This window comes from Kiloniellales bacterium (assembly GCA_030066685.1).
Taxonomy (GTDB): Bacteria; Pseudomonadota; Alphaproteobacteria; order Kiloniellales; family JAKSBE01; genus JAKSBE01.
In genome coordinates this window covers 205,738-228,425 of record JASJBF010000003.1, presented here as the reverse complement: position 1 = coordinate 228,425, position 22,688 = coordinate 205,738, and the positions used below count along the sequence as shown (strand labels likewise).

At 68.7% G+C, this 22,688-nt stretch carries 20 protein-coding genes and 1 pseudogene; 11 read left to right on the top strand and 10 right to left on the bottom strand.

Features of this window, described 5'->3' with window-relative positions; translation table 11 throughout:
• Window positions 1–328: 328 nt before the first annotated feature.
• The gene (locus QNJ30_04830) at window positions 329–901 is read right to left on the bottom strand and encodes an aspartyl/asparaginyl beta-hydroxylase domain-containing protein (protein MDJ0942761.1); all 573 of its coding nucleotides are present in this window, start codon (window positions 899–901) and stop codon (window positions 329–331) included.
• Between the two features lie 279 nt (window positions 902–1,180).
• Here QNJ30_04830 and QNJ30_04825 point away from each other — a divergent pair, with 279 nt between their 5' ends.
• Complete coding sequence (locus QNJ30_04825; protein ID MDJ0942760.1) at window positions 1,181–2,056, top strand: AraC family transcriptional regulator; 876 nt, start codon at window positions 1,181–1,183, stop codon at window positions 2,054–2,056.
• Window positions 2,057–2,141: 85 nt separating this feature from the next.
• Here the strand turns inward: QNJ30_04825 and QNJ30_04820 are convergent, their stop codons facing one another.
• Window positions 2,142–2,453, bottom strand: coding sequence for an NIPSNAP family protein (locus QNJ30_04820; protein ID MDJ0942759.1), 312 nt, complete (start codon window positions 2,451–2,453; stop codon window positions 2,142–2,144).
• A gap of 149 nt (window positions 2,454–2,602) precedes the next feature.
• On the opposite strand from QNJ30_04820, the gene QNJ30_04815 reads away from it, so the two are divergent.
• Both QNJ30_04815 and QNJ30_04810 read left to right on the top strand, forming a co-directional pair.
• Entirely contained in the window at window positions 2,603–3,541 is a 939-nt protein-coding gene (locus QNJ30_04815) for a helix-turn-helix domain-containing protein (GenBank protein ID MDJ0942758.1), read from the top strand.
• An 11-nt stretch (window positions 3,542–3,552) separates the two neighbouring features.
• The gene (locus QNJ30_04810; protein MDJ0942757.1) at window positions 3,553–3,963 is read left to right on the top strand and encodes a VOC family protein; all 411 of its coding nucleotides are present in this window, start codon (window positions 3,553–3,555) and stop codon (window positions 3,961–3,963) included.
• A gap of 28 nt (window positions 3,964–3,991) precedes the next feature.
• Here the strand turns inward: QNJ30_04810 and QNJ30_04805 are convergent, their stop codons facing one another.
• A complete protein-coding gene (locus tag QNJ30_04805) occupies window positions 3,992–4,813 on the bottom strand; it encodes an IclR family transcriptional regulator (GenBank protein MDJ0942756.1) in 822 nt (273 codons plus the stop codon).
• A gap of 182 nt (window positions 4,814–4,995) precedes the next feature.
• Here QNJ30_04805 and gcl point away from each other — a divergent pair, with 182 nt between their 5' ends.
• The 5 genes from gcl to QNJ30_04780 all read left to right on the top strand — a co-directional run bounded on the left by gcl (window position 4,996) and on the right by QNJ30_04780 (window position 10,909).
• A complete protein-coding gene (gene gcl, locus QNJ30_04800) occupies window positions 4,996–6,828 on the top strand; it encodes a glyoxylate carboligase (protein MDJ0942755.1) in 1,833 nt (610 codons plus the stop codon).
• Window positions 6,829–6,889: 61 nt separating this feature from the next.
• On the top strand, window positions 6,890–7,687 hold the full coding sequence (gene hyi, locus QNJ30_04795) for a hydroxypyruvate isomerase (GenBank protein MDJ0942754.1): 798 nt from the start codon (window positions 6,890–6,892) through the stop codon (window positions 7,685–7,687).
• Window positions 7,688–7,716: 29 nt separating this feature from the next.
• A complete protein-coding gene (locus tag QNJ30_04790; GenBank protein ID MDJ0942753.1) occupies window positions 7,717–8,619 on the top strand; it encodes a 2-hydroxy-3-oxopropionate reductase in 903 nt (300 codons plus the stop codon).
• Window positions 8,620–8,691: 72 nt separating this feature from the next.
• Window positions 8,692–9,591 (top strand): LysR substrate-binding domain-containing protein, encoded by a 900-nt coding sequence (locus tag QNJ30_04785; protein MDJ0942752.1) that lies wholly within the window; start codon window positions 8,692–8,694, stop codon window positions 9,589–9,591.
• Window positions 9,592–9,880: 289 nt separating this feature from the next.
• Entirely contained in the window at window positions 9,881–10,909 is a 1,029-nt protein-coding gene (locus QNJ30_04780; GenBank protein ID MDJ0942751.1) for a hypothetical protein, read from the top strand.
• A 61-nt stretch (window positions 10,910–10,970) separates the two neighbouring features.
• Here QNJ30_04780 and QNJ30_04775 read toward each other — a convergent pair whose 3' ends face one another.
• The 6 genes from QNJ30_04775 to QNJ30_04750 all read right to left on the bottom strand — a co-directional run bounded on the left by QNJ30_04775 (window position 10,971) and on the right by QNJ30_04750 (window position 18,119).
• On the bottom strand, window positions 10,971–12,428 hold the full coding sequence (locus QNJ30_04775) for a methyl-accepting chemotaxis protein (protein ID MDJ0942750.1): 1,458 nt from the start codon (window positions 12,426–12,428) through the stop codon (window positions 10,971–10,973).
• Entirely contained in the window at window positions 12,425–12,817 is a 393-nt protein-coding gene (locus QNJ30_04770; protein ID MDJ0942749.1) for a hypothetical protein, read from the bottom strand. The genes QNJ30_04775 and QNJ30_04770 overlap by 4 nt, the downstream gene beginning before the upstream one ends.
• A gap of 86 nt (window positions 12,818–12,903) precedes the next feature.
• Complete coding sequence (locus tag QNJ30_04765) at window positions 12,904–13,926, bottom strand: D-cysteine desulfhydrase family protein (GenBank protein MDJ0942748.1); 1,023 nt, start codon at window positions 13,924–13,926, stop codon at window positions 12,904–12,906.
• A gap of 1 nt (window position 13,927) precedes the next feature.
• Window positions 13,928–16,165, bottom strand: a complete 2,238-nt coding sequence (locus QNJ30_04760) for a TRAP transporter fused permease subunit (protein MDJ0942747.1) — start codon at window positions 16,163–16,165, stop codon at window positions 13,928–13,930.
• Between the two features lie 79 nt (window positions 16,166–16,244).
• The gene (locus tag QNJ30_04755; GenBank protein ID MDJ0942746.1) at window positions 16,245–17,258 is read right to left on the bottom strand and encodes a TAXI family TRAP transporter solute-binding subunit; all 1,014 of its coding nucleotides are present in this window, start codon (window positions 17,256–17,258) and stop codon (window positions 16,245–16,247) included.
• A 264-nt stretch (window positions 17,259–17,522) separates the two neighbouring features.
• A complete protein-coding gene (locus QNJ30_04750) occupies window positions 17,523–18,119 on the bottom strand; it encodes a hypothetical protein (protein ID MDJ0942745.1) in 597 nt (198 codons plus the stop codon).
• Window positions 18,120–18,281: 162 nt separating this feature from the next.
• Here QNJ30_04750 and QNJ30_04745 point away from each other — a divergent pair, with 162 nt between their 5' ends.
• The 3 genes and pseudogenes from QNJ30_04745 (at window position 18,282) to QNJ30_04735 (ending at window position 21,416) form a co-directional block, all read left to right on the top strand.
• Entirely contained in the window at window positions 18,282–18,548 is a 267-nt protein-coding gene (locus QNJ30_04745) for a hypothetical protein (protein ID MDJ0942744.1), read from the top strand.
• An 86-nt stretch (window positions 18,549–18,634) separates the two neighbouring features.
• Window positions 18,635–19,198: pseudogene (locus QNJ30_04740) on the top strand (TRAP transporter large permease subunit).
• A gap of 16 nt (window positions 19,199–19,214) precedes the next feature.
• A complete protein-coding gene (locus QNJ30_04735; protein ID MDJ0942743.1) occupies window positions 19,215–21,416 on the top strand; it encodes a N,N-dimethylformamidase large subunit in 2,202 nt (733 codons plus the stop codon).
• A gap of 21 nt (window positions 21,417–21,437) precedes the next feature.
• Here the strand turns inward: QNJ30_04735 and QNJ30_04730 are convergent, their stop codons facing one another.
• A complete protein-coding gene (locus tag QNJ30_04730) occupies window positions 21,438–22,604 on the bottom strand; it encodes a glycerate kinase (protein MDJ0942742.1) in 1,167 nt (388 codons plus the stop codon).
• Between the last annotated feature and the right edge of the window lie 84 nt (window positions 22,605–22,688).

Here is a 22,688-nt window from a genome sequence, read left to right as displayed (position 1 = left end):
GCCTTTCGTCGTTTCCGGGCCGGGGCCGGCAAGCTCCTGATCCGGCGCCCTCAGGCCGCCGGCGGCACCGCGGAAACCCGCCGGTGCCTCGATGGTTAACAACATCATCGATCGGGATGAGCCCTGCCTGACCGCCCGATTAACGGTGGCTAACGGCAAGATGAAAATCAGCTGAACGCGACCGAAGGCCAGCCCCCGGCAGCCGGTCAGATGGCCCGGCCGAAGGCAGGCAGATCCCGCGGCCGAGCGCCGCGCCCGCAGGACAGGCCCGGCTGGGCCGGGCCTGGACGGGTCTGTTCCCCGGGCGGCGGCCCGACGGCGCGGGCGGTCAGGCGGCCCGCGCGCGCCCGTAGACCTGGGCGAAGCGGGCCCGGGGCAGCAGGTCGAAGACCATGTGAACCCGCTCGGCGGGTCCGCGGTTGTAGGCTTCCTGGAGCGCCTTGATGTCGAGCCGCCAGAGCTCGCCGTCTTCCATGCCGGCCGCGACGCCGCCACAGATGAAGCCGCTGTCGGCGGCGCTCTGTAACACCAGGTGATAGCGATCGCGGAACCGGTGGTATTCGCCCTGGCCGAAATGCAGCCGGGTCCCCCGACCGGGCCGCAGGCGCAGGATCCTGGCGCGGCCCAGCTCGGCGCCGCGCGCGGCGGCGAAGCTCTCCAGGAAGGCCCGGGCCGCCGGGAATCCCTGCGCGGCAGCGGTGTAGCTACTGTCCTGAAGATCGCGGCGGCGGCGAGGGCCGATCATCGATTTGACCGGGCTCCTGAGCGGGATCGACTGGATCGCGGGCCGCAGATCGCGCCGGTCGGCTTGTCCCGCTGTCCAGAGCCCTGAAGCAGCTGCGACTTCGTCGCGGAAAGGCTGCACCTCGATGTTCTGGCGGATTCTGCGGAGTTTGGTCATCGCTTCGTCTCCTAGCTCACGCTGAAGGACTTCCCTTCGATTGACCGCAAGCCTAAGGGGACCGCGCGAAGACCTTCTTCCGGGAGGCGACCCGACTTTTCCGTGAAATTGACCTGGCGACGAGAGTGCTTGCGTCACGGGCAGACAGCGTCGCGCCGGGTGTGACCCCGCCCGGCACGATGAAGCCGCAGAATTGTCACGAGGAAGGAGGGAATAACGCGGCAAGTCTATGGACGGCTCGAGACGATTGGTCTCCGGCAAAGAGCGAGCGACACATCCATGGCCCACCAAACCTGGACTCGGCTGGACGACATTCCTCTGCACAACGCCCAGCGCCAGCGGTCCCGAAATGTGATCGTCGACCACGTGCGTCCCTTCGCCGATACGGAGCTGGGCATCGATCGCGTGACGCTGAAGATGCCCTACACTTCTCTGATGATCGCCTTCGACCCCTACGAGACACGGGAAGCCTTGCACTCCGACAAATTGGCACCCACGCATTTCTCGAACCGTGCCCATTTCCTTCCCGCTGGCACGGCGCTCACGCAGGATCTCGACGGCAAGCTGCCCGAGTTCCTGGCCCTCTTGATCGACAAGAGCTTCGCCGCGGAGGCGATCGCTGCGCAACTCGACGGGAAGTCGGTGCGGGAGAAGCCGGTGATCCGCAATGCCCGGCCCTCGCTGCTCAGCCTCGGCAAGGCCCTGCGCAGCCAGTTCCTCGAGGGCCGGCGCTTGGGCGCCTTGCAGATGGAGAGCTTCGCGACCCTTTGCCTGGCCGAATGGCTCGACGACCTGCACGCACCAACGGCGTTGGCGGCGCCGAAGGCGCCGAGCTTGCGGTCGCTGTCCAGAATCACCGACTACATCATGGCGAACCTCGAGCGGGAGCTGAGCTTGTCCGACCTGGCCGCCGTCGCGGAGCTGAGCCCCTCCTACTTCCTGCGCGCCTTCAAGGCCGCGACCGGCCAGACCCCGCACCGCTTCCTGATGGAGCGACGGGTTCAGCGGGCCTGCGAGCTGCTGCGCCAGACCGTGCTACCGCTGGCCGAGATCACCTACACCTGCGGCTTCGCCTCGCAGAGCCATATGACGGACGCCTTCAAGCGCCACCTGGGGACCACGCCCGGCCGCTACCGGCAAACCCAGGCCGGATAATGCCCGAGCGTCAAGGCATTAGCGCACGACTCCCGGCCAGATGCGAAGGCGTCCGATCGGGAAGTGCGCTGGCGGCGATTGCGGCTCAGCGGTCCGGCGCCGGGCGCAGGAAGCTGCGCTCCTCGCGCAGGATGAAGCGTTCCTCTTCGGCGAAGCGAAAGTTGGCGGCGCCCTCGGGGTCGGCCTTGAGCCGGGCCCTGTAGGCCTCGTAGGCGGCCAGGCTCTCGAAGGAGATCAGCGCCAGAGCGATGTCGTTGGTCCCCTCGTGCGGCAGGAAGTAGCCCAGCAGATCGCCGCCACAGCGCGGGATGATGGAGGCCCAGTTGCGGGCATAGGCCTCGAAGGCCTCCCGCTTGAAGGGATCGAGCCGGTAGCGGATGCAGCAAGTGACGGTCATGAGGGCCTCCGTAGCATGGGACAGGTCGCAGCTTAGCTCACCCTGTCGCCGATACGCTTCGGCAAGCATCGAAATGTGATTGCGAGACGGCGCCTGCCTTCGGCGCAGCAGGGTCTGCGGCGACAACGGCGTCCTGCTATGCTCGCGGCATGGAAGCAGACGAAGCGCTTCACCGCATCGACCACCACTCGGATCACGGCAGCTGGACCCTTCTGCGCCGCCGCCCGCCCCCGCAGCTGGAGCGCTACGTCCGGGAGATCCAAGGCTATGCCGAAGACGGCGGCGCGCCTGTGCTCAGGACGGAGGTGCCATCCGGCGTCTTGCCCATGATCCTGGTCTTCGGTCACGGCTTCACCCTGCATAACATCGCTTCGCCCGAGCGCGCCCGGCCCCTCGATCGCAGTTTCCTGGCCGGGCTCCACGAAGTGCCGTCCCTGGTCGGCTCCGCGGGACGTGCCCTCTGCATGCAGGTCGACTTCACGCCGATCGGTGCCTGGCGCTTTCTGCGCATGGACCTGCAGGATCTGGCGGGCCAGGTGGTCGACCTGGAGCCGCTGCTCGGGCCCCTCGCCGCGCAACTGGAGGCGCGGCTCGAAGCGGCCGCGGACTGGCCCGAGCGCTTCGCCCTCTTGGTGAAGGTCCTCTCGGAACGCATTCTCCCGGCCCCGAATGAGGCGCCGCTGGTCGAAGCGGCCCACCGGACGATCGAGGCCAGTGGCGGACGGATCCCGATCGGCGCCTTGGCAGCCGGATTGGGTTGCAGCCGCAAGCACCTCGCAACGGTATTCAGGCGTCACATCGGCGTGGCGCCGAAGTCCTTTGCGCGAGTGCTGCGCTTCGAATGCGCCTTGCGGACGCTGCGCGCCGGCCGGGCGCCGTCCTTGGCCGCCCTTGCGGCAGACTGCGGCTATGCCGATCAGGCGCACTTCAACAGGGACTTCCGCGCCTTCGCCGGTGAAAGCCCCAGGGCCCTCCTCGCGCGCTGCCTTACCGACGGCACCGGCATCCTGGCCGATCGGAGATGGGCCGGGTCGGTAACAGAAGTTCAAGACCGCCCCCCGCGGCAGCGTGCAAGCTCAAGGCGATGAAGGAGGCCACGATGAGCAGCACCATCATTCCCACCCTGCGCTACCGGAACGCCCCGCAGATGATCGACTGGCTGTGCGAGACCTTCGGCTTCGCCCGGCACCTGGTCGTCGAGGACGGTGCCGGCGGCATCGCCCACGCCCAGCTCACCCTGGGCGCCGGTATGATCATGCTGGGTTCGGCGCGCGATGACGCCTTCGGCGAGTTCCAGCGAACGCCCGCTGCGCTCGGCGCAACCACCCAGAGCCCCTACGTCGTCGTGCCGGATGCCGACGCGGTCTACGAAAAGGCCAGGGCCGCCGGGGCCGAGATCGTCATGGAGATCCGGGACGAGGACTACGGCGGGCGCCACTTTTCCTGCCGTGATTCCGAAGGCCACCTTTGGAACTTCGGCAGCTACGATCCCTGGGCGAAGGGCAACTGACGGCTCAGGCCCTCGCTCTCGCGCCGCTTTAGCTTCGCTCGGGCGCCCGTCCGCCAATCGATTCGGTGATTTCGGCTGCCGCGGCCACCACGGCACGGCCCAGCGCGTCCAGGCGGTCGTCGGGGATGCGCACGCTGGGCCCGGAGACCGATACGCCCGCGATGGGTTCGCCGTACTCGTCGTGGATGGCGGCGGCGATGCAGCGCATGCCCAGGGTGTGCTCTTGATCGTCGAGAGACCAGCCGCGCTGCCGGATCGCCGCCAGTTCCTCCAGGAAGCCCTGGAGGCTGGTGATGGTGCTGCCGGTGAAGCGGGCCAGCTCGCGGTCCCGGAACAGGGCCCTAACCTCCTCATCGGGACACGAGGCCAGGATCGCCTTGCCCAGGCCCGAGGCGTGGATCGGCCCGCGCCGGCCCGGGCGGAAGAAGGCCCGCATCGGCGAGTGGCTTTCGAACTGCGAGATGAAGACCACCTCCGCGCCGTCGGCGATGCCCAGGTTGACCGTCTCCTCAGTGTCTTCCATCAGGCTGCGCATCACCGCCCGCCCCATGGTCACGACCTTGCGGTTGCGCAGGAACGCGGAGCCGACCCGGAAGGCGCCGACGCCGATCCGCCAGCTGCCCTGCTCGCGGTCGTGATCGGCGAAGCCGCGGCCCTCGAGGGTGGTCAGGAGGCGGTGCGCGGTCGAGGGTGCCATCTCCGCCTTCTGCGCCAGCTCGGTCAGGGTCAGGCCGTCGGCGTCGGCCAGCAGCTCCAGGAGCGAGAGCGCCCGGTCCAGGGCCTGAACCGAGCCCGCCGGCTCGCTGCCGCGCGGCCGGCCGCGCGGCCGGCTCGGCGCTTCCTTCGTCACAATGGCCAAGATTCTGCCCTCGCTTCAGCTGCCGGAATGCCTGCGCGACCAATGCCTTGCCCGGTCACGCCAAAGGATTATCCCACTATATGGAATATTTTTCCATATTTCCTTGACTCTTTCCATATCCCGATATATTTTCCCATCATACGGAAATCAACGGCCCGACAGGGAGGTGTGTCATGGCACGGATGAGAGCGATCGACGCGGCGGTCCGCGTTCTCCAGAAGGAGGGGGTCACCCGCGCCTTCGGCGTCCCCGGCGCGGCGATCAACCCGCTCTATTCGGCGCTGAAGGCCCAGAGGGCGATCGATCACATCATCGCCCGGCACGTCGAAGGCGCCTCGCACATGGCCGAGGGCTACACCCGCGCCAAGCCGGGCAACATCGGCGTCTGCATCGGCACCTCCGGCCCAGCCGGGACCGACATGATCACCGGGCTCTACTCGGCCGCGGCGGATTCCATCCCGATCCTCTGCATCACGGGCCAGGCGCCGCGCGCCAAGCTGCACAAGGAGGACTTCCAGGCGGTCGACATCGAATCCATCGCCAAGCCCGTGACCAAGTGGGCGGTCACCGTACAGGAGCCAGCGCTGGTGCCGCGGGTCTTCCAGCAGGCCTTCCACGTCATGCGCTCCGGCCGGCCCGGCCCGGTGCTGATCGACCTGCCGCTCGACGTCCAGCTGGCCGAGATCGAGTTCGACGACGAGACCTACGAGCCCCTGCCCGTCTACAAGCCCTCGGCGAGCCGGCGCCAGATCGAGAAGGCGCTGGGCATGATCAACGAGGCCGAACGGCCGCTGATCGTCGCCGGCGGCGGGGTCATCAACGCCGATGCCTCGGATCTGCTGGTCGAGTTCGCCGAGGTCACCGGCATCCCGGTGATCCCGACCCTCATGGGATGGGGCGCGATTCCCGACGATCATCCCCTGATGGCCGGCATGGTCGGCCTACAGACCAGCCACCGCTACGGCAACGCGACCTTTCTCAGGTCGGACTTCGTGCTCGGCATCGGCAACCGCTGGGCCAACCGACACACCGGCTCGGTCGAGGTCTATACCAAGGGCCGCAAGTTCGTGCACGTCGACATCGAGCCGACCCAGATCGGCCGGGTCTTCGGCCCCGACTACGGCATCGTCTCCGACGCCAAGGCGGCGCTGGCGCTCTTCATCGAGGTCGCCAAGGAATGGAAGGCTGAAGGCAAGCTCAAGGACCGCAGCGAATGGGCCGGACGATGCGAGCATCGCAAGCACCACATGCTGCGCAAGACCCACTACGATCAGGTGCCGCTGAAGCCGCAGCGGGTCTACGAGGAGATGAACACCGCCTTCGGCCGCGACACCTGCTACGTCAGCACCATCGGACTGTCGCAAATCGCCGCCGCCCAGTTCCTCCACGTCTACGGGGCGCGGAACTGGATCAACTGCGGCCAGGCCGGCCCGCTCGGCTGGACCATCCCGGCCGCCCTGGGCGTGCGCGCCGCCGATCCGGAGCGCGAGATCGTCGCCATCTCGGGTGACTACGACTTCCAGTTCATGATCGAGGAGCTGGCGGTCGGCGCCCAGTTCAAGCTGCCTTACCTGCACGTCGTGGTGAACAACTCCTACCTTGGCCTGATCCGTCAGGCGCAGCGCAACTTCGATATGGACTTCCAGGTCCAGCTCGCCTTCGACAACATCAACAACCCAGAGCTGGAGGGCTATGGCGTCGACCACGTCGCGGTCGCCGAGGGTCTGGGCTGCAAGGCGATCCGGGTGCGCAGCCCCAACGAGTTCCAGGAAGCCTTCGCGACCGCCCGCGAGCTCATGGCCGAGCACCAGGTGCCGGTGGTCATCGAGTTCATCCTGGAGCGGGTCACCAACATCTCCATGGGCACCGAGATCGACAAGGTGACCGAGTTTGAGGAGATCCTTTGCCTGGACCCGACCCTGGCCATGAACGACATCCCCGAGACCCCCGCCGAGGTCGGCCTGGACGAGGTCGAGGCCAAGCAGGACGAGCTCGAGCCGGCTTGAGGATTGACACTGGCCCCGGGCCCGCAAGAAGCTGATCGCCCAGCAGAGGAGGAAGAGGCAGATGCCCAAGTTCGCGGCCAACCTGTCGATGATGTTCAACGAGGTCGATTTCCTCGACCGCTTCGCCGCCGCCGCCGAGGCCGGCTTCACCGGGGTCGAGTACCTTTTCCCTTACGCCTGGGACAAGGCGGAGCTGGCCGAGCGGCTGTCCCAGGCCGATGTGAAACAGGTGCTGTTCAACATGCCGCCGGGCGATTGGGACGCCGGCGAGCGGGGCATCGCCATCCTGCCCGAACGCGTGGCCGAGTTCCGCGCCGGCGTCGAGACCGCCATCGACTATGCCAAGGCGCTGGGCTGCGAACAGCTCCACTGCATGGCCGGCCTCGCCCCGGAGGGTGTCGATCCGGCCGTCCTGCGCAAGACCTACGTCGAGAACCTACGCTTTGCGGCGGACAGGACCGGCGGGGCCGGTATCAGGCTGCTGATCGAGGCGATCAACACCCGGGACATCCCCGGCTTCTACCTCAACACATCGCGCCAGGCATTGGAAATCATCGAAGAGGTCGGTGCGGACAACCTCTTTTTCCAGTACGACATCTATCACATGCAGATCATGGAGGGCGACCTGGCCCCGACCATCGAGGCCAACCTGGACAAGATCGCGCACCTGCAGCTGGCCGACACGCCGGGCCGCCACGAGCCGGGCACTGGGGAGATCAACTATCCCTTCCTTTTCGGTCACCTGGACCGGATCGGCTATGCCGGTTGGATCGGCTGCGAGTACAAGCCTGCGGCCACCACCGTCGAGGGGCTCGGCTGGTTCGCGCCCTACAAGAACAACGGCCAGGCTGTGGCCTGAGCCCGGCGACAGGAAAGGGATAAGGAAACATGGCGAAGATCGGATTCATCGGGCTCGGCATCATGGGCCGGCCCATGGCAGGGCACCTGATGGATGGCGGGCACGAGGTGGTCACGGCGAGCCATCGGACTCCGCCGGCGCAGGAGCTGCTCGACAAGGGCTTGGCCCTGGTCGATTCGGCCAAGGAAGTCGCGGCCGCGGCAGAGGTCATCATCATCATGGTCCCGGACACGCCGCAGGTCGACGCCGTGCTCTTCGGCGAGCAGGGCGTCGCCGAGGGCCTGTCGAGCGGCAAGATGGTGATCGACATGAGCTCGATCTCGCCGATCGCGACTAAGGACTTTGCAGCAAGGATCGAGGCCCTTGGCTGCGACTACCTCGACGCCCCGGTCTCCGGCGGCGAGGTCGGCGCCAAGGCGGCCTCGCTGACCATCATGGTTGGCGGCAAGCCAGAGGCCTTCGAGCGCGCCACCCCGATCTTCGAGCTGATGGGCAAGAACATCACCCTGGTCGGCGGCAGCGGGGTCGGCCAGACCACCAAGGTCGCCAACCAGATCGTCGTCGCGCTGACCATCGAGGCGGTAGCCGAGGCCATGGTCTTCGCCTCCAAGGCCGGCGCCGACCCGGCCAAGGTGCGCCAGGCCCTGATGGGCGGGCTCGCCTCCTCGCGGATCCTCGAGGTCCACGGCGAGCGCATGTACAAGCGCACCTTCGACCCGGGCTTCCGCATCGAGCTGCACCAGAAGGACCTGAACCTGGCGCTCCAGGGCGCCAAGTCCCTGGGGGTCAGCCTGCCCAACACTGCCAACGCCCAGGAGCTCTTCAACGCCTGCGCGGCCAACGGCGGCGCCGGCTGGGACCACTCCGCCATCGTCCGGGCCCTGGAGATCCTGGCCAACCACGAGGTCGCCTCGGACAGCGACGGCGGCTGACCGGCGCCGCGGCGGGGCCGCTCACGGCCCCGTCAATTCCCGCGGGCTCGGGCCTGCTCTATACCTGCAGGCATGCGCCGCCTGCCGCCTCTCAACACCCTGCGCGCCTTCGAGGCCGCCGCCCGTCACTTAAGCTTCAAGCGGGCCGCGGCGGAGCTGGCGGTGACGCCAACCGCGGTCAGCCACCAGATCCGCCTGCTGGAGCAGATCTGCGGCCAATCGCTGTTCCGGCGCCGGCCCCGGCCGATCGCCCTCACCACTGCCGGCGCTCGCCTCTACCCTGTGCTGCGCGACGGCTTCGACGCCTTCGCCGCGGCCCTGCAGGAGGTCGAGGCGGACGCCGTCGCACCGCCGCTTCGGGTCTCAGCGACTACCGCCTTCGCCAGCCGGCTGCTGGTCCCGAGGCTGGCCGACTGGCGGCAGAAGCATCCGAAGATCGAGCTCGACCTCCACAGCTCCGAGGCGCTGGTCGATCTCCACGGCGGCGCGGCCGACGTCGCCCTGCGTTATGCCGCGGCGCCCTGCCCCGGCCTGATCTGGCAGGAGCTCTTCCAGGACGGCTTCCTGCCGATGGCCAGCCCGGCCTTGCTGGAGAGCCACGGCCCGCTGGCACGGCCGTCGGGCCTCGCCGGCCTTCCTTTGCTGCACTACACCTGGATGAGGAGCGCCCCCGAAGAGCCGACCGGGGAGAAGTGGATCGCCCTGGCGCGACACCGCGATCCCGGCGTCTCAAGCCTCGATTCGAGCGCCGGTCTCCGCTTCAGCGCCGAGGCCAACGCCATCGAGGCCGCGGTCGGCGGCCAGGGCGTCGCGCTCCTAAGCCGGGTGTTGCTGTCGCGCGAGCTGGAGGACGGGCGCCTGATCGCACCCTTCGCCATCGCCCTGCCGGGGCTTCGCTACTTCGCCGTCCATCTGCCGAAGGCACCGCGGCTCGCGGCCATCCAAAGCTTCATCGACTGGCTGAAGACCTAATACCAATGAGCGTCGGCGCCGACGGGCGGGACATCACAATCCTGCGAGCGCCGGGTCGCGGCGGCGACCGATCCCTTCGGCGGCGTCGAGCGTCCTTCGAGCGCAGAGTTCCGGCTCGCCTGGCCGCGGACCCGGTGGACCGGCCCGGCGCCGCCGTGGTGAAGCTCAGCTCATCTGGGAGCTGAGGAATCGCCCTTTGCGATTTGCCAGGGCGCAGCGCAGATCACGGCCAGCCGGCGCCGCAGAGCGGCCGCCGGGTCCATGAACCGGGAGACCTGGAGATCCGAAAATGACTCGAGCCCTGACCCTACCCACCGCCTTCGCCGCTGGCGCCCTGGTCCTGACGTCGAGCCTCGCGACGGCCGACGCCGGCAACGGCCTCCGCCTGTCGGAGGCGCCCCGCCCCGCCGTCTCCGTCGAGGTGCCGGCGCTCTACCCGGAGGGCATCGAAGCCAACCCGCTCACCGGCAACTTCCTGCTCGGCTCGATCCGGCAGGGCACAGTCTACGAGGTCAGCCCCGAGGGCGAGGCCCGCAAGCTGGTCGAAGACCGGCGGCTGAAGTCGGTGGTCGGCATCCGCGTCGACCCGGCGCGGGGCCGCCTGCTGGTCAACAGCTCCGACTACGGCGTCGCGGAACGCAGCCGCCCGGAGGACAAGCTTGCCGCCGTGGCCCTGGGCATTTACGACCTGAAGAGCGGCGCTCCGCTTCATTTCATCGAGCTGTCGCAGCTGCGGCCCGGCGAGAAGAAGTTCGCCAACGACCTGACCCTGGATGCGGCCGGCAACGCCTACGTCACCGACAGCCTGGCCGCCGCGATCTACAAGGTGACCCCCGAGGGCGAGGCCGAGGTCTTCCTGGCGAACGACCGCTTTCGCGGCGAGGGCTTCAACCTGAACGGCATCGTCACCCATCCGGACGGCTACCTGCTGGTCGCCAAGAAGAGCGAAGGCCTGCTCTTCAAGGTGCCGCTGGACGACCCGGAGGCCTTCACGGAGGTCAAGCTGCCGCGTGCCTTCGTCGGGACCGACGGCCTGGTGCTGGCCAAGCCGGAGGAGCTGGTGGTGATCACCAACCAGGCCTCCGGCATCGCCTCCGACACCGTCTTCACTCTGAAGAGCGAGGACGCCTGGGCCTCGGCCGAAGTCACCGGCTCGCTCGCGACCGGCGACGTCTATGCGACCACAGGCGTCGTCAAGGACGGACGCGTCTTCGTCAACTACGGGCGCCTCAACACCCTGCCCGCGTCACTCAAGTCGCCGGAGACCAGCCCGCTGCTCGAGCGCTTCGAGATTCGCGAGATCGGCGAGGTCCGCTGACCCGCCGCAGCCGCTTGGCCGCTGCGGCCGGCAAGGTTACGGATCGCGACCGGGGCCACGGTCAAGAGGTGCGGACCTGGGTCAGGAAGTCGGCGACCTCGCCGTTGAGGCCCTCGACGTCCCGATGGACACTGTCGGCCGCATCGGCGATGTCCTGGGCCGCGGCCTCCGTCGTCGCGACGCTGTCGCCGAGCGCCTTGACCTCGCGACCGGCTTGCCTGGTCCTCTCCGCGGCGAGGTTCGTGCTTCGCTCGATCTCGCGCACCGCGGCCGACTGCTCGTCGACCGCCACGGCGATCGTGGTCGAGACCTCGCGCATCTCCTCGATCGTCGTCACGATTTCGCCGATCGCCCTTGCAGCGCCCGAGGAGACAGACTGCATGTTGGTGATCTCCTGCGAGATCTCGTCCGTGGCCTTGGCGGTCTGGTTGGCCAGCGACTTGACCTCCGAGGCGACCACGGCGAAGCCCTTGCCGGCCTCGCCGGCGCGGGCCGCCTCGATCGTCGCGTTCAGGGCCAGAAGGTTGGTCTGTTCGGCGATCTCGGAGATGAGCCCGGTGACCTGGCCGATCTTCTCGGCGGCGGCAACCAGGTCGTGAACCGTCGCGTCGGTCGTCTCCGCCGTCCGCACCGCCGCCTCCGAGACCTTGCGGGAATGCGCCATCTGCTTGGCAATCTCGGCGATCGAGGCGCTGAGCTCCAGGGTGGCGGAGGCGACCGTCTCCGTGTTGCCGGTCGCCTCGTCCGTGCACACGCCCGCCGTCTCGCTCTGGGCCCGGGACCGCTGGGCCGACTCCGACATGCCCTTGGCCCGCTGCCTGAGCTGTGCGACCCGCTGCGTGATCGCGGCCACCGCCTGCCCGACCTCGCCTTCGAGGTTCTCGGCCAGGGTCGCCAGGCTGCGCCGCTTGTCCTCGGCGGCCCGGCGCTCGGCCTGCTGTTGCTCTTCGCCGAGACGGGCGGTCTCCCGCTCGGCCCGGCGCGCCGTCTCGACCGCCGCCTCGGATTCGCAGAAGGCCGCGACCAGCTTGCTGGACAACCAGATCAGCGTCGCCGCCTCGAGGACCACGATGACGGCATGGAGTACGACCCGGAAGATGTCGGCGCCGCCCGGGAAGACCGCCGCCGGCAGCAGGAAGTTCAGGACCAGGTGATGCAGTGCCACCGTGGCCGTGGCCAGGGCGATCGCCCGCCAATCGCAGAAGGCCGCAAGGATCGCGAGGCAGGCGAAGAAATACATATGGACGTCGATTTGCCAAGGGTGCCCACGGAAGAGGTAGACCAGCAAGCCCACGGCCAGCATCAGGGCGACGGCGGCGACGTAGCGGCTCTGCTGGCCGCCCCGGTCGAATCGCCAGGCCGCGAAGGTCGCCCCGGCGAGCGCGGCCGCACCGAGGGTCGGGAGCATCCAGTCGACGCCCAGAAGCAGGGCGACGCCGGCAACGATGAAAACGTGGAGGCCGATGAAGACCGCCATGTAGCCGGCGACGCTGCGCCGTATCTGGTCCAGGATTGTCATCTCTTACGGTCCTGTGTTTCTTCGTCCGGCGGCGGCACCTTGAAAAGGAGCGTACAGGCGCCCGCAAGGATCGGGTCCAGGACGAGCCAAGCGCCGTGCCGACGGAGTTCCGCATAGGTGGTCTCGCGGTCGAAGCTGACCACCACCAGGTTGCCGAGCCCGCCGCCGCGCACCACGCGCGCTTCCATGGCCGCCACCGCCGCCATGATCTCGGTCGAGCTCGCCTGCGGTGAGAAGACCAAGGCCAGTTGCCCGCGCCAATCCTTGGGCGCGGCCGTGAGCCCGGCCAGGAAAAGGATCCCAAGCGCCAGGACCCCGGCGGCCGGCACCAAGCTACGCCGGCAGGCCGAATGCGGGTCGCGGGCGCGCCGTACCGTCGAAGCCCTCATGGCGCGGAATATAACTATTAGGAATTAACCGAAAATAACTATCCGACGAAAACAGCTTGCCGGACCGTTCGGCCGCCGAGCCGTCCTCAGCCAGCGCCGCCGAAGTCCTCCTGGTAGGCGAAGAGCGCCGGCGTGCCACCGGTGTGGACGAAGAGCAGTCTGGCGCCCTCTGCCAGAGCTTCCGCCCGCCGCAGCAGCCCGGCCAGGGTCCGACCGGTGTAGACGGGATCCAGCAGCAGGCCTTCCCGCCGCGCCGCCAGGTCGACCGCCTCGCGCACCGCGGGATTGAGCCGGCCGTAGCCGGGCGCCAGGTCGCGGTCGTCGACCAGGACATCGGCGTCCGCCACAGGGTTCGGCGCTTCGATCAACTCGGCGATCTCCCGGCAGCGCCTGACGATGCGCGGGTGCTGCAGCCCAGCGGCACGGCGCACGCAGATGCCGGTGACCGGAAGGTCACAGCCCAAGGCGCGCAGCCCGAAGAGCAGGCCGGCGTGGGTGTGGCCGCTGCCCGAGGCGACCACGATCTCGTCGAAGCCGAGCCCCGCCGCCCCGCACTGCGCCAGCAGCTCCTGCGCCGCCGCGACGTAGCCCAGGGCGCCCAGCGGCGGATGCCCGGGCGCGAGCGGGATCACGTAGGGGCGCCGGCCCTCGGCCTTCAGCGCCTCTGCGATCTCCTTGATTCGGCGGTCGGCGCCGGCTTCGTCCTCTCCGTCGGGATAGTGATGGATCACGGCCCCGAAGAGCCGATCCAGCAGGGCGTTGCCCGAGCGGCGGTAGGTCTCGCCCTTGCCCGGCACCCGGTCCTCCAGCTGGACCTCGCAGGCCAGGCCCAGCTTGCAGGCCGCCGCCGCGGCCAGGCGTACGAAATTGGACTGCACGGCCCCGGTGATCAGGACCGTGTCGGCCCGCTGCGCCAGGGCCTCGCCCAGGTAGAACTCGAGCTGGCGGACCTTGTTGCCGCCCAAGGCCAGGCCCGTGCAGTCGTCGCGCTTGACGAAGAGCCGCCGTCCGATGCTCGCGCTCAAGTTGGGCAGTGGCTCCAGCGGGGTCGGCAGATGCCCGAGCGCGGCGCGGGGAAAGCTGTCCAGCCTGCCGAGCGGCGCGCCCACCTCAGTCGGCCGCCGCCGCTTCCGGCGCCGCGCGGCGCAGGGCCAGGACCTGAAGCAGCACCACGGGGGCCGCGACCAGCAGGGCCAGGAGGTCGGAGTTCAGGCTGGGCGCAACCAAGAAGAGCCCGGCCACCCCCATGACGATACGGCCGACCGCGCCCATGTTGGTCAGGAAGAAGCCGGTCACTGCGGTGGCGATGGCGAAGATCCCGAAGGCGCAGGTCAGGGCGACCTGCAGGAAGCTGACCAGGGTGAAGTGCTCGGGCAGCACGATCAGCATGGTCGGCGCGTAGACGAAGACCATGGGCACCATCAGCTTGCCGATGCCCAGGGTGAAGGCCGAGATGCCGGTGCGGAAGGGATTGGCCCCGGCGATGCCGGCGGCGGCATAGGCCGAGGCGCAGACCGGCGGCGTGATCTCGGAGATGACCCCGTAGTAGAGAACGAACATGTGCGAGGCCAGGGCGGGCACGCCGAGCTGCGCCAGGGCCGGCTGCGCGACCGAGGCCAGCATGATGTAGAGCGCCGTCGTCGGCAGGCCGGCGCCCATCAGGATGCAGGCCATGGCGACCAGGACCAGCGACAGGAAGAGCTGGATCGACTCCAGGGAGAAGGCCTCGCTGGGGATCAGGGAAAAGAGCGGCGCCACGGCCTCGGCCATCTCCTTGGCGCCGTTGGTGACCATGAAGCCGAGGCGGAAGCCGATGCCGGTGGTGTTGATCACGCCGACCACGATGCCGACGGCGGCAGCCGCGGCGCCGACGGCGAGGGCGTACTGCACGCCGACGTTCATGCTCGCGGTCAGCTCGCGGAAGGACTGCCGCGGCCGCTTGTTGAGCACGCCGATCACGATGCAGGCGATCAGCAGCGCGCAGAGCAACGGCGAGAAGACCCCGCTCAGGGTCTTCCAGAGCACGAAGGCCAGCGCCGCCCCAGGGATGGCCAGGGTCAGCGGCCGGTCGAGGCTGGTGAAGCCGACGATGATGCAGAGCGTGATCCCGGTGAAGGCCGCCATATAGGGCGTGTAGCCGCTGAACAGGACGTAGATCAGCGCGACCAGCGGCAGCACCGTCGGCCAGCCCTCGCGCCAGACCTGCTTGAACATAGGCAGCTTGTCCGGGCTGTAGCCCTTGAGGCCCAGGCGCTTGGCCTGGAAGTGGACGATCGAGATCACGCCGACGTAGTGCATGAGGGCCGGCACCACCGCCGCCGCCACGATCTGGGTGTAGGGCATCTCCAGGAACTCGGCCATGATGAAGGCGGCCGCGCCCATGATCGGCGGCGTGATCTGGCCGCCGGCGCTGGCCGCCGCCTCGACCCCGCCGGCGAAGTGCCCGGGATAGCCCAGGCGCTTCATGTTGGGGATGGTCAGCGAGCCGGTCGAGACCGTGTTGGCGATGGAGGAGCCGGAGATGGTCCCGAAGAAGGCCGAGGAGATGACGCTGACCTTGGCCGGCCCGCCGGTGTAGCGCCCAGCCAGGATCATGGCGTTGTCGATGAAGAACTGGCCCAGGCCCATGCGCTGGGCAATCACCCCGAAAAGCACGAAGTGGAAGACGATGGTCGAGACCACCCAGAGGGTGACCCCGAAGATGCCTTCCTGGGGGAAGTACATGTTGTTGATGAACTGCCGCCAGTCGACCCCGGGATGCTTGAGAATCTGGACCGGCAGGTGCGGCCCCAGCAGGGCGTAGGCGACAAAGACCAGGATGATCAGCGGCAGCACGATGCCGAGGGCCCGGCGAGCGATCTCGAGGACCAGCACCACCAGGATGGTGCCGAAGAAGATGTCCGAGGCCGCGGGATCGCCCTGGCGCAGCGCCTGCTCGTTGAGCTGGAAGCGCCAGCCCAGGACCTCGAAGTCCAGGCCATACCAGGAGAAGCCGAGGTAGAGCGCGGCCAGAACGCCGAGGACGGCGAAGAGCCAGTCGTAGAGCGGCACGTTGCCGGGCCGCCAGAAGCTGCGCGGCTTCAGGTCCTTGGCGCCCTGGAGGGCCAGGATCGGGAAGCCGGTGAAGATCAGGATGAAGAGCCCGGCCAGGTGCAGCCCCATGTGCCAGAAGTCGACCGGCAGGCCGAAGCCCGCAGTCAAGTAGTGGTAGAGGGCATAGACGATCGAGAGGATGAAGAGCGCCTTGCCCAGCAGCGGTCCGCGGGCCCGCAAAGCGAGGCCGCTGTCATAGCGCCGCTCCAGCTTCTCAGCCGCCGCGACGTCGAGTTTTTCGCTGCTGTCCGCCATCTCAGCCGAGCGGCGCAGGAAGAGCGGGCCGGCGGCGGAGCCCGCCGCCGGCCGCGCGAGTCCTGCGGCCGCCTGCGGCCTACTTCAGCAGGCCGGCCTCCTTGTAGAACCTTTCGGCGCCCGGATGCAGCGGCACCTCCAGCCCGGCGATGCCCTTAAGGGCGGTCTCCGGCCGGATCACCTTGCCCTTGGCATGACCGTTGTCCAGGAGCTTGCGCGAATTGTCGTTCCACAGCGCCTTGGTGATCTCGTAGATCAGGTCGTCGGACTGCTCCGCCGAGGTCACCAGGATGCCCTGCACCGCCACGGTGTTGACGTCGTAGCCGATGCCCTCGTAGGTACCGGCCGCGATCTTGGAGGGGACGTAGTAGGGCAGGATCTTGTTGACCGCCTTCACCTCTTCGTCCGAGAAGGAGTAGAGGTCCATGCCCTTGGTCGTGGAAAGCTGCACCATGGCCGCGACCGGCGTGCCGGCGGCATAGAAGTAGGCGTCGAGCTGTCCGTCGGCGATGCGCTCGGCGCTCTGCGAGTTGTTGAGCTCGGCCTCTTCGATGTCGTCCCGGGTGATGCCCTGGTCGTTCAGGATCATCATGACCGCGATCTGGGTGCCGGAGCCGGCCTGGGCGATGCCGACCCGCTTGCCCTTGAGGTCCTTGAGCGAGGCGAGCTTGCCGCCCTTGGGCAGCACCAAGTGCATGTCCTCGGGGAAGAGGTTGGCGATGACCCGCAGGTTGCCCTTCTTCTTGCCCTCGAACTTGCCGACGCCGTGATAGGCCTGGAAGAGCGTGGCCGCGCCGGTAAGCCCGGCTTCCATCTGGCCGGCCTCGATCGCCGTGACGTTGTGCGCCGAGGCGTTGGTCGACTGGGCGATGGCGACCAGGCCCGGCACACCGCAGCTGCCGCCCTTGTCGCAGGGCCGCGAGCCCGGCGGGTTGGAGATGGCGTTGGCGATCACGCCGCCGATCGGGAAGTAGGTCCCGCCGGCGCTGCCGGTGCCGATCCGCCAGAAGATCATGTCTTGGGCCTGCGCCGCGGCGCCGGCCAGCAGGGTGCCGACGGCGGCGGCCGCGAAAAGTTTGCTGTTGAGCTTCATTGCTTGCCTCCCAGTCCTGCGATCGTTCTTGTTGATTGCGCTTCCGCCCAGGATCGCGGACGACATCGCGAGATCCCAGCAGCCGCCCGCTGCGGGCGGCCCGTCGCGGCAGGGTTGGCCGCAACGATCGCCGGCGCCGAAGAGAGCGACCGCCGGACAGTATGTTGGGCCGAAGGTCTCGTTGAAAGAGGTTTTGATCGCTCGCGCCGATCGAGGACGCTCGGCCCGGGGGCCCGATCCGTCATGGAGCCGCCGGAATCCGCCCTATTGAGGGTCCGGGCCGCGCCAGGCTAGTTCGTGCGAGCCGTCTGTTTCGAAGCGGTAGACCTCGCCCTCCCAGGCACCGAAGTCGATCCAGACCCCCTCGGTGATCCGTCCGAACTGCCTGTGGCCTTCGCTGGTCGTGAAGTTCTGCGTCTGGGCGGAGGCGAAGAGCCGCACCCCTGCGCCGACGGACAGCTGGCTGCACATGCGACGGCCGCTCTCGGTCTCCGCAGCGGCGCAGCCGAGCACCCTGATCTTGTCCAAGACGCAGCCCCGGATCGTCTGGCCGAAGCGCAGGGCGTTGCCCTCGTGGATGTACTCCGAGCCGATCTCCAGTGCCGTGTCCGTGCCGCTGGGATCGTCGGTGACCCGCACGCCATGGGCCATGAGCGTCAGCACCGGAAAGGGATCCCGGCCGTAGCGGCCGGTCCTGATGTGCGTCATCACCGCCTCGGGCGCCGTGGCCAGGTCGCGGATGCGCCGGGTGACGGTGGAAAGGGGCGTGCGCGCATCGGTTCCGATGATCGCGACCCCCTCGCGCGGAAAGACGCGGCCGACCAGGCGGGCATCGTGGACGATGACGTGGCTGCAGCTCATGCCGGCCAGCTTATACCAAGGAGCGGCAGGCAGGCCGATTGATTCAAGTCAGCGCCTCTGCGCTCGCGAAGCGCTAGGTTTCCGCTCATGGCCGACATCTTCTGCCGCCTTGCCCCGAGGCCGGGCTCGAGTCGCTGCCCGGCGCACTTCGAAAGGACCGCCATGAACCACCGCCACCGCAAGGTCTTGCACGCCCTCTTCGCGCATCCGATCAGCGCCAACCTCCACTTTCGGGACATCGAGAGCGTGTTTAAGGAACTCGGCGGAGAGCTCGGCCATTCCGGCAGCGGGCGGCTCAGCGTGCGCCTCGCCGGCCACAGCGCGGCCTTTCATGCCAGCGGCCACAGCGTGCCCAAGGAAGAAGTGATCCAGATCCGGAAGTTCCTGGAGACCTGCGGGATCGATCCCGCCCGCGACTATCCGCTTTGAGCTCTGCCCAGGGCTTGCGGCCGTGAAGCGGCCGGCGGACGGGCGACGTAGTCCGTGACGAAGTCGATGAAGCGGCGGCCGGGGTCGCGGTCTTCTACGGCCTGATCGTGGGCCTCTTCGTCTACCGCAAGCTCACCTTCCGCCGCGTCGCCGAGGCCCTGCGCTTCACCGCGATCACCATCGGCACCGTGCTCTTCATCCTCGGCTCGACCAAGGCCTTCGGCCAGCTGGTGACCATCTTCGACATCCCGCAGGCGATCCTCGAGCTCTTCGCGACCGCCGCGGCCTACCCCTGGCTGGTGATGCTCCTGATCGGGATCTTCTACATCTTCATCGGGATGTGGCTGGAATCGATCCCCCAGATCATCATCTTCACCGCGGTCTTCCTGCCCCTGGTGTCGAGCCTGGGGATCGACCCGATACTCTTCGGGATCTTCACGGTGATGACCTGCGAGGTCGGCTTCCTGACCCCGCCCATCGGCGCCAACCTCTTCGTCGCCGCCAGGATCACCAACATCTCGATCGAGGACATCTCGGTCGGGGTCCTGCCCTTGCTGGTCCCCTACGTTTTCATGATCCTGCTCTTGGCGTTCTTTTCGGATTGGGTGCTCTATTTGCCCAACCTGGTCTACGGCGTCAGGGCCTTTTGAGGGAGCGCGCCCGGTCATGATCCCGCTCATCGGCTACGCCGACCGGCTTTCCGCCCGTCCCGGCGAAACAATCGGCTTCAAGGTCTCCAGCGCCGGGCCGGAAGACTACGAGGCCCGCCTTGTCCGGGTCTTCAACGCCGATCCCAACCCGGCCGGACCCGGACTCCTGGAAGAGCCGGTCGCGGCGGCCTTCGACGGCCGCTACCCCTCGCGGCTGCAGCCGCTCCGGCTCGGCTCCTACGCCCGGATCGCCGAGCCGACGCCGCTGGACGGCCTCGGCGGCTTCCACTTGACGGCGCAGGTCTGGCCGACCCTGCCCGAGGCCGGGCGGCAGGCGATCCTCGCCCGCTTCGACGCGGCGACCGGCCGCGGCTTCGCCCTGCTCCTCGAGCCGGGCTTGGGCGCGACGCTCCGGATCGGCCTCGGTGCTGGGAATATCACGACCCTGTCGGCGGGCCGGCCGATGAAAGCGCGGAGCTGGTACCGGGTCTGGGCCGGCTTCGATGCGCAGACCGGGCAGCTTCGGATCGGCCAGGCACCCTCGGGTCCGGCCGCCCGCTTCGAGGGCCAGGCCAGCGCCGCGCTTCGCCTCGAGGCGCCGCCCGAGCTCGCCGGGGCCGGCGACCTGCTGATCGCAGCCCTGGACGGCGATCCGCCCTCGGACCACTTCAACGGCAAGATCGAGGCCCCGGCCATCTACGGCCGGACATCCGCCGAGGATCCCAGCGCCGGCGCAACGCCGACCCCGACCGCGGAGCCGGTCGCGCGCTGGGACTTCGCGCTCGACACCCAGACGACGCGGATCGTCGACCTCGGCCGCCACGGCCTGCACGGCGAGCTGGTCAACCTGCCGGCCCGCGCCATGACCGGATCGACCTGGCGCGGCGCCGAGCACTGCTGGCGCCACGCGCCGGAGGACTACGGGGCGATCCATTTCCATGCGGACGACGTCTACGACGCCGGCTGGGAGACCGACTTCTCTTTCACCCTGCCGGCGGCGCTGCCGAGCGGCGTCTATGCGGTCCGCCTGGCCTGCGGCGGCGAAGAGGACACGATCCCTTTCTTCGTCTGCCCGCCCAAGGGCCGGACCACGGCGCGGCTCTGCCTGGTCGTCCCGACCTTCACCTACGCGATCTACGGCAACCACGCCCGCCTGGACTTCTCCGACGCCTGGCGCGAGCGGGCGGCCGAGTGGTCGGCCTATCCTCACAACCCGGCCGACCATCCCGAGTACGGGCTGTCGACCTACAACGTCCACGCCGACGGCAGCGGCATCTGCCACGCCTCGCACCTGCGGCCGCTGATGACCCTGAAGCAGGGCTTCCTGACCTTCGCCGAGCCGGAGGGGCGCTCTGGGCTGCGCCACTACCAGGCGGACTGCCACCTCGTCGCCTGGCTGCGGGCCAAGGGCCTCGACTGCGACATCCTGACCGACCTCGAGCTGCACAAGGAGGGCGCCGAGGTCCTGCGCCCTTACAAGGCTGTGCTGACCGGAACCCATCCCGAGTACCACACCGCGGAGACCCTCGACGCCCTGGAGGGCTACCGCGACGGCGGCGGCCGTCTGGCCTATCTCGGCGGCAACGGCTTCTACTGGCGGATCGCGCTGCACCGGGCGCTGCCGGGCGCTATCGAGATCCGCCGCGGCGAAGGCGGCATCCGGGCCTGGGCGGCCGAGCCGGGCGAGTACTACAACGCCTTCGACGGCGCCTATGGCGGATTGTGGCGGCGCAACGGCCGGCCGCCGCAACGGCTTGCCGGGGTCGGCTTCTCGGCCCAGGGCACCTTCGAGGGCAGCCACTACCGGCGCCGGCCGGCCTCCTACGAAGCGGACTTCGCCTGGGTCTTCGCCGGAATCGACGACGAGGTCCTCGGCGACTTCGGGCTCTGCGGCGGCGGCGCGGCGGGCTTCGAGCTGGATCGCGTCGACCGGCGCCTGGGCAGCCCCGAAGGCACGGTCGTCCTGGCCAGCTCCGAGGGTCACAGCGGCAATTTCGTCCTGGTGCCCGAAGAGATCCTGACCCACAGGGCCAACTGGCCCGGCGAGGCGGCCGAGGACCTGATCCGCGCCGACATGACCTACGTCGAGCTGCCCGGCGGCGGCGCCGTCTTCTCGGTCGGCTCGATCACCTTCTGCGGCAGCCTGCTGTGCAACAGGGCCGAGAACAACATCTCGAGGCTCTTGGAGAATGTCTTGAAAAGATTCCTCAAAGACTGAGCGTTCGACGCTGGGACGGTCCTAGAGGCCGGCGCCGGGCGCCTTGCCCTCCCGCGCGAAGCGACCCGTCCGAGCCAGGCGCATCGCCTCTTCGGCCGCGCGCACCAGGCACTTGGACGAGATCATGCCGGCTCGGCCGTTTTCGGACCGGAGCGGCTCGACGCGCAGAAAGAGGTCGGCCGCCAAACCCGGTCCGTCACGGACTTCGGGCGCGGCGCCGAGCGCGAAGACCGGAACGCCTTGCAGCTTGGCCTCCCGCGAGACCTTGGCGAGCGCCGAGGCCTCGGGAGACCGCGGCGAGGCTTCGCCGTCGACCAGGAGCACCAGGTCGGTCGACTCCAGCGATTTCTTGAGCCCCAGGTAGTCGGACAGCACGTCGAAGACAGGGCGCAGGCTGGCCCCCAAGAGGGCCTGAAGCGTGGCGCCCAAGCCGCCTGCGGCACCGCTGCCGGCGACGTGACCGACCTCGCCGCCGGAGGCGCGGGCGAGCGCCGAGGCTAGAACGGCGAAGGCGTCTTCAAGGCGAGCCGCCGAAGCCTCGTCGACGGAGGCGAGATTCCGGGCCACGCCCCCAGGGCCGAGCAGGACGCTCCGCCAGTCGACCGCCGCATCGATCCGGACGTCGCCGAGACGCGGGTCACGGCGGCTGTCATCGATCCGCGCGAGACGTCGGAGCTCATCCACGCCATCGCCGATCTCCTCGTCTTCGCCGTCGAGAAAGCGGAAGCCCAGGGCCCTGGCCATGCCGACACCGCCGTCCAGGAGCAGGGTATCGCCGCAGCCGAGCAGGATCCGCTCGGCGCCGGCGCTGAGGGCGATCTGAATGAGCTGTCCGACCCCGAAGCTGCTACCGGGCCCGGGCGCGCGTTCCCCGGGAGCCAGGAGGCTCGTTCCTGCCGCGGCCGCCGCTTCGATCGCCACCGTCCGCGGCCGCTCGTCCGTCAGCAGGCCGAAGAACGACCGCAGGGGCGCACCCCAGGGGCCGGTGATGGTGGCCGGGTGCATGGCGCCGCCGGTGGCGTCGACCAGGGCCGCCGTGAACCCTTCCCCACCCTCCACAAAGGGCAGCTTGACCGCTTCAACGTCCGGCTCGACACGGCGCAGACCGGCGACCACGGCGTTGGCGGCCTCGCGCACCGTCAGCTCGCGCCGGAACCCGGCCACGGCGATCATGATCTTGAAACCCATCACTTCGCTCCGTTCGGGCCAACCTGCCCGTCTCTTGGCTCGCATGCCGACACAACGAAGCCGGAGCGTGGTTATTCCCGGGCA

Bases quoted from the DNA above. Each gene is read 5' to 3' on its own strand.
- QNJ30_04830 (MDJ0942761.1), bottom strand. From the start codon at position 901: ATGACCAAACTCCGCAGAATCCGCCAGAACATCGAGGTGCAGCCTTTC.
- QNJ30_04825 (MDJ0942760.1), top strand. From the start codon at position 1,181: ATGGCCCACCAAACCTGGACTCGGCTGGACGACATTCCTCTGCACAAC.
- QNJ30_04820 (MDJ0942759.1), bottom strand. From the start codon at position 2,453: ATGACCGTCACTTGCTGCATCCGCTACCGGCTCGATCCCTTCAAGCGG.
- QNJ30_04815 (MDJ0942758.1), top strand. From the start codon at position 2,603: ATGGAAGCAGACGAAGCGCTTCACCGCATCGACCACCACTCGGATCAC.
- QNJ30_04810 (MDJ0942757.1), top strand. From the start codon at position 3,553: ATGAGCAGCACCATCATTCCCACCCTGCGCTACCGGAACGCCCCGCAG.
- gcl (MDJ0942755.1), top strand. From the start codon at position 4,996: ATGGCACGGATGAGAGCGATCGACGCGGCGGTCCGCGTTCTCCAGAAG.
- hyi (MDJ0942754.1), top strand. From the start codon at position 6,890: ATGCCCAAGTTCGCGGCCAACCTGTCGATGATGTTCAACGAGGTCGAT.
- QNJ30_04790 (MDJ0942753.1), top strand. From the start codon at position 7,717: ATGGCGAAGATCGGATTCATCGGGCTCGGCATCATGGGCCGGCCCATG.
- QNJ30_04785 (MDJ0942752.1), top strand. From the start codon at position 8,692: ATGCGCCGCCTGCCGCCTCTCAACACCCTGCGCGCCTTCGAGGCCGCC.
- QNJ30_04780 (MDJ0942751.1), top strand. From the start codon at position 9,881: ATGACTCGAGCCCTGACCCTACCCACCGCCTTCGCCGCTGGCGCCCTG.
- QNJ30_04775 (MDJ0942750.1), bottom strand. From the start codon at position 12,428: ATGACAATCCTGGACCAGATACGGCGCAGCGTCGCCGGCTACATGGCG.
- QNJ30_04770 (MDJ0942749.1), bottom strand. From the start codon at position 12,817: ATGAGGGCTTCGACGGTACGGCGCGCCCGCGACCCGCATTCGGCCTGC.
- QNJ30_04760 (MDJ0942747.1), bottom strand. From the start codon at position 16,165: ATGGCGGACAGCAGCGAAAAACTCGACGTCGCGGCGGCTGAGAAGCTG.
- QNJ30_04755 (MDJ0942746.1), bottom strand. From the start codon at position 17,258: ATGAAGCTCAACAGCAAACTTTTCGCGGCCGCCGCCGTCGGCACCCTG.
- QNJ30_04750 (MDJ0942745.1), bottom strand. From the start codon at position 18,119: ATGAGCTGCAGCCACGTCATCGTCCACGATGCCCGCCTGGTCGGCCGC.
- QNJ30_04745 (MDJ0942744.1), top strand. From the start codon at position 18,282: ATGAACCACCGCCACCGCAAGGTCTTGCACGCCCTCTTCGCGCATCCG.
- QNJ30_04735 (MDJ0942743.1), top strand. From the start codon at position 19,215: ATGATCCCGCTCATCGGCTACGCCGACCGGCTTTCCGCCCGTCCCGGC.
- QNJ30_04730 (MDJ0942742.1), bottom strand. From the start codon at position 22,604: ATGGGTTTCAAGATCATGATCGCCGTGGCCGGGTTCCGGCGCGAGCTG.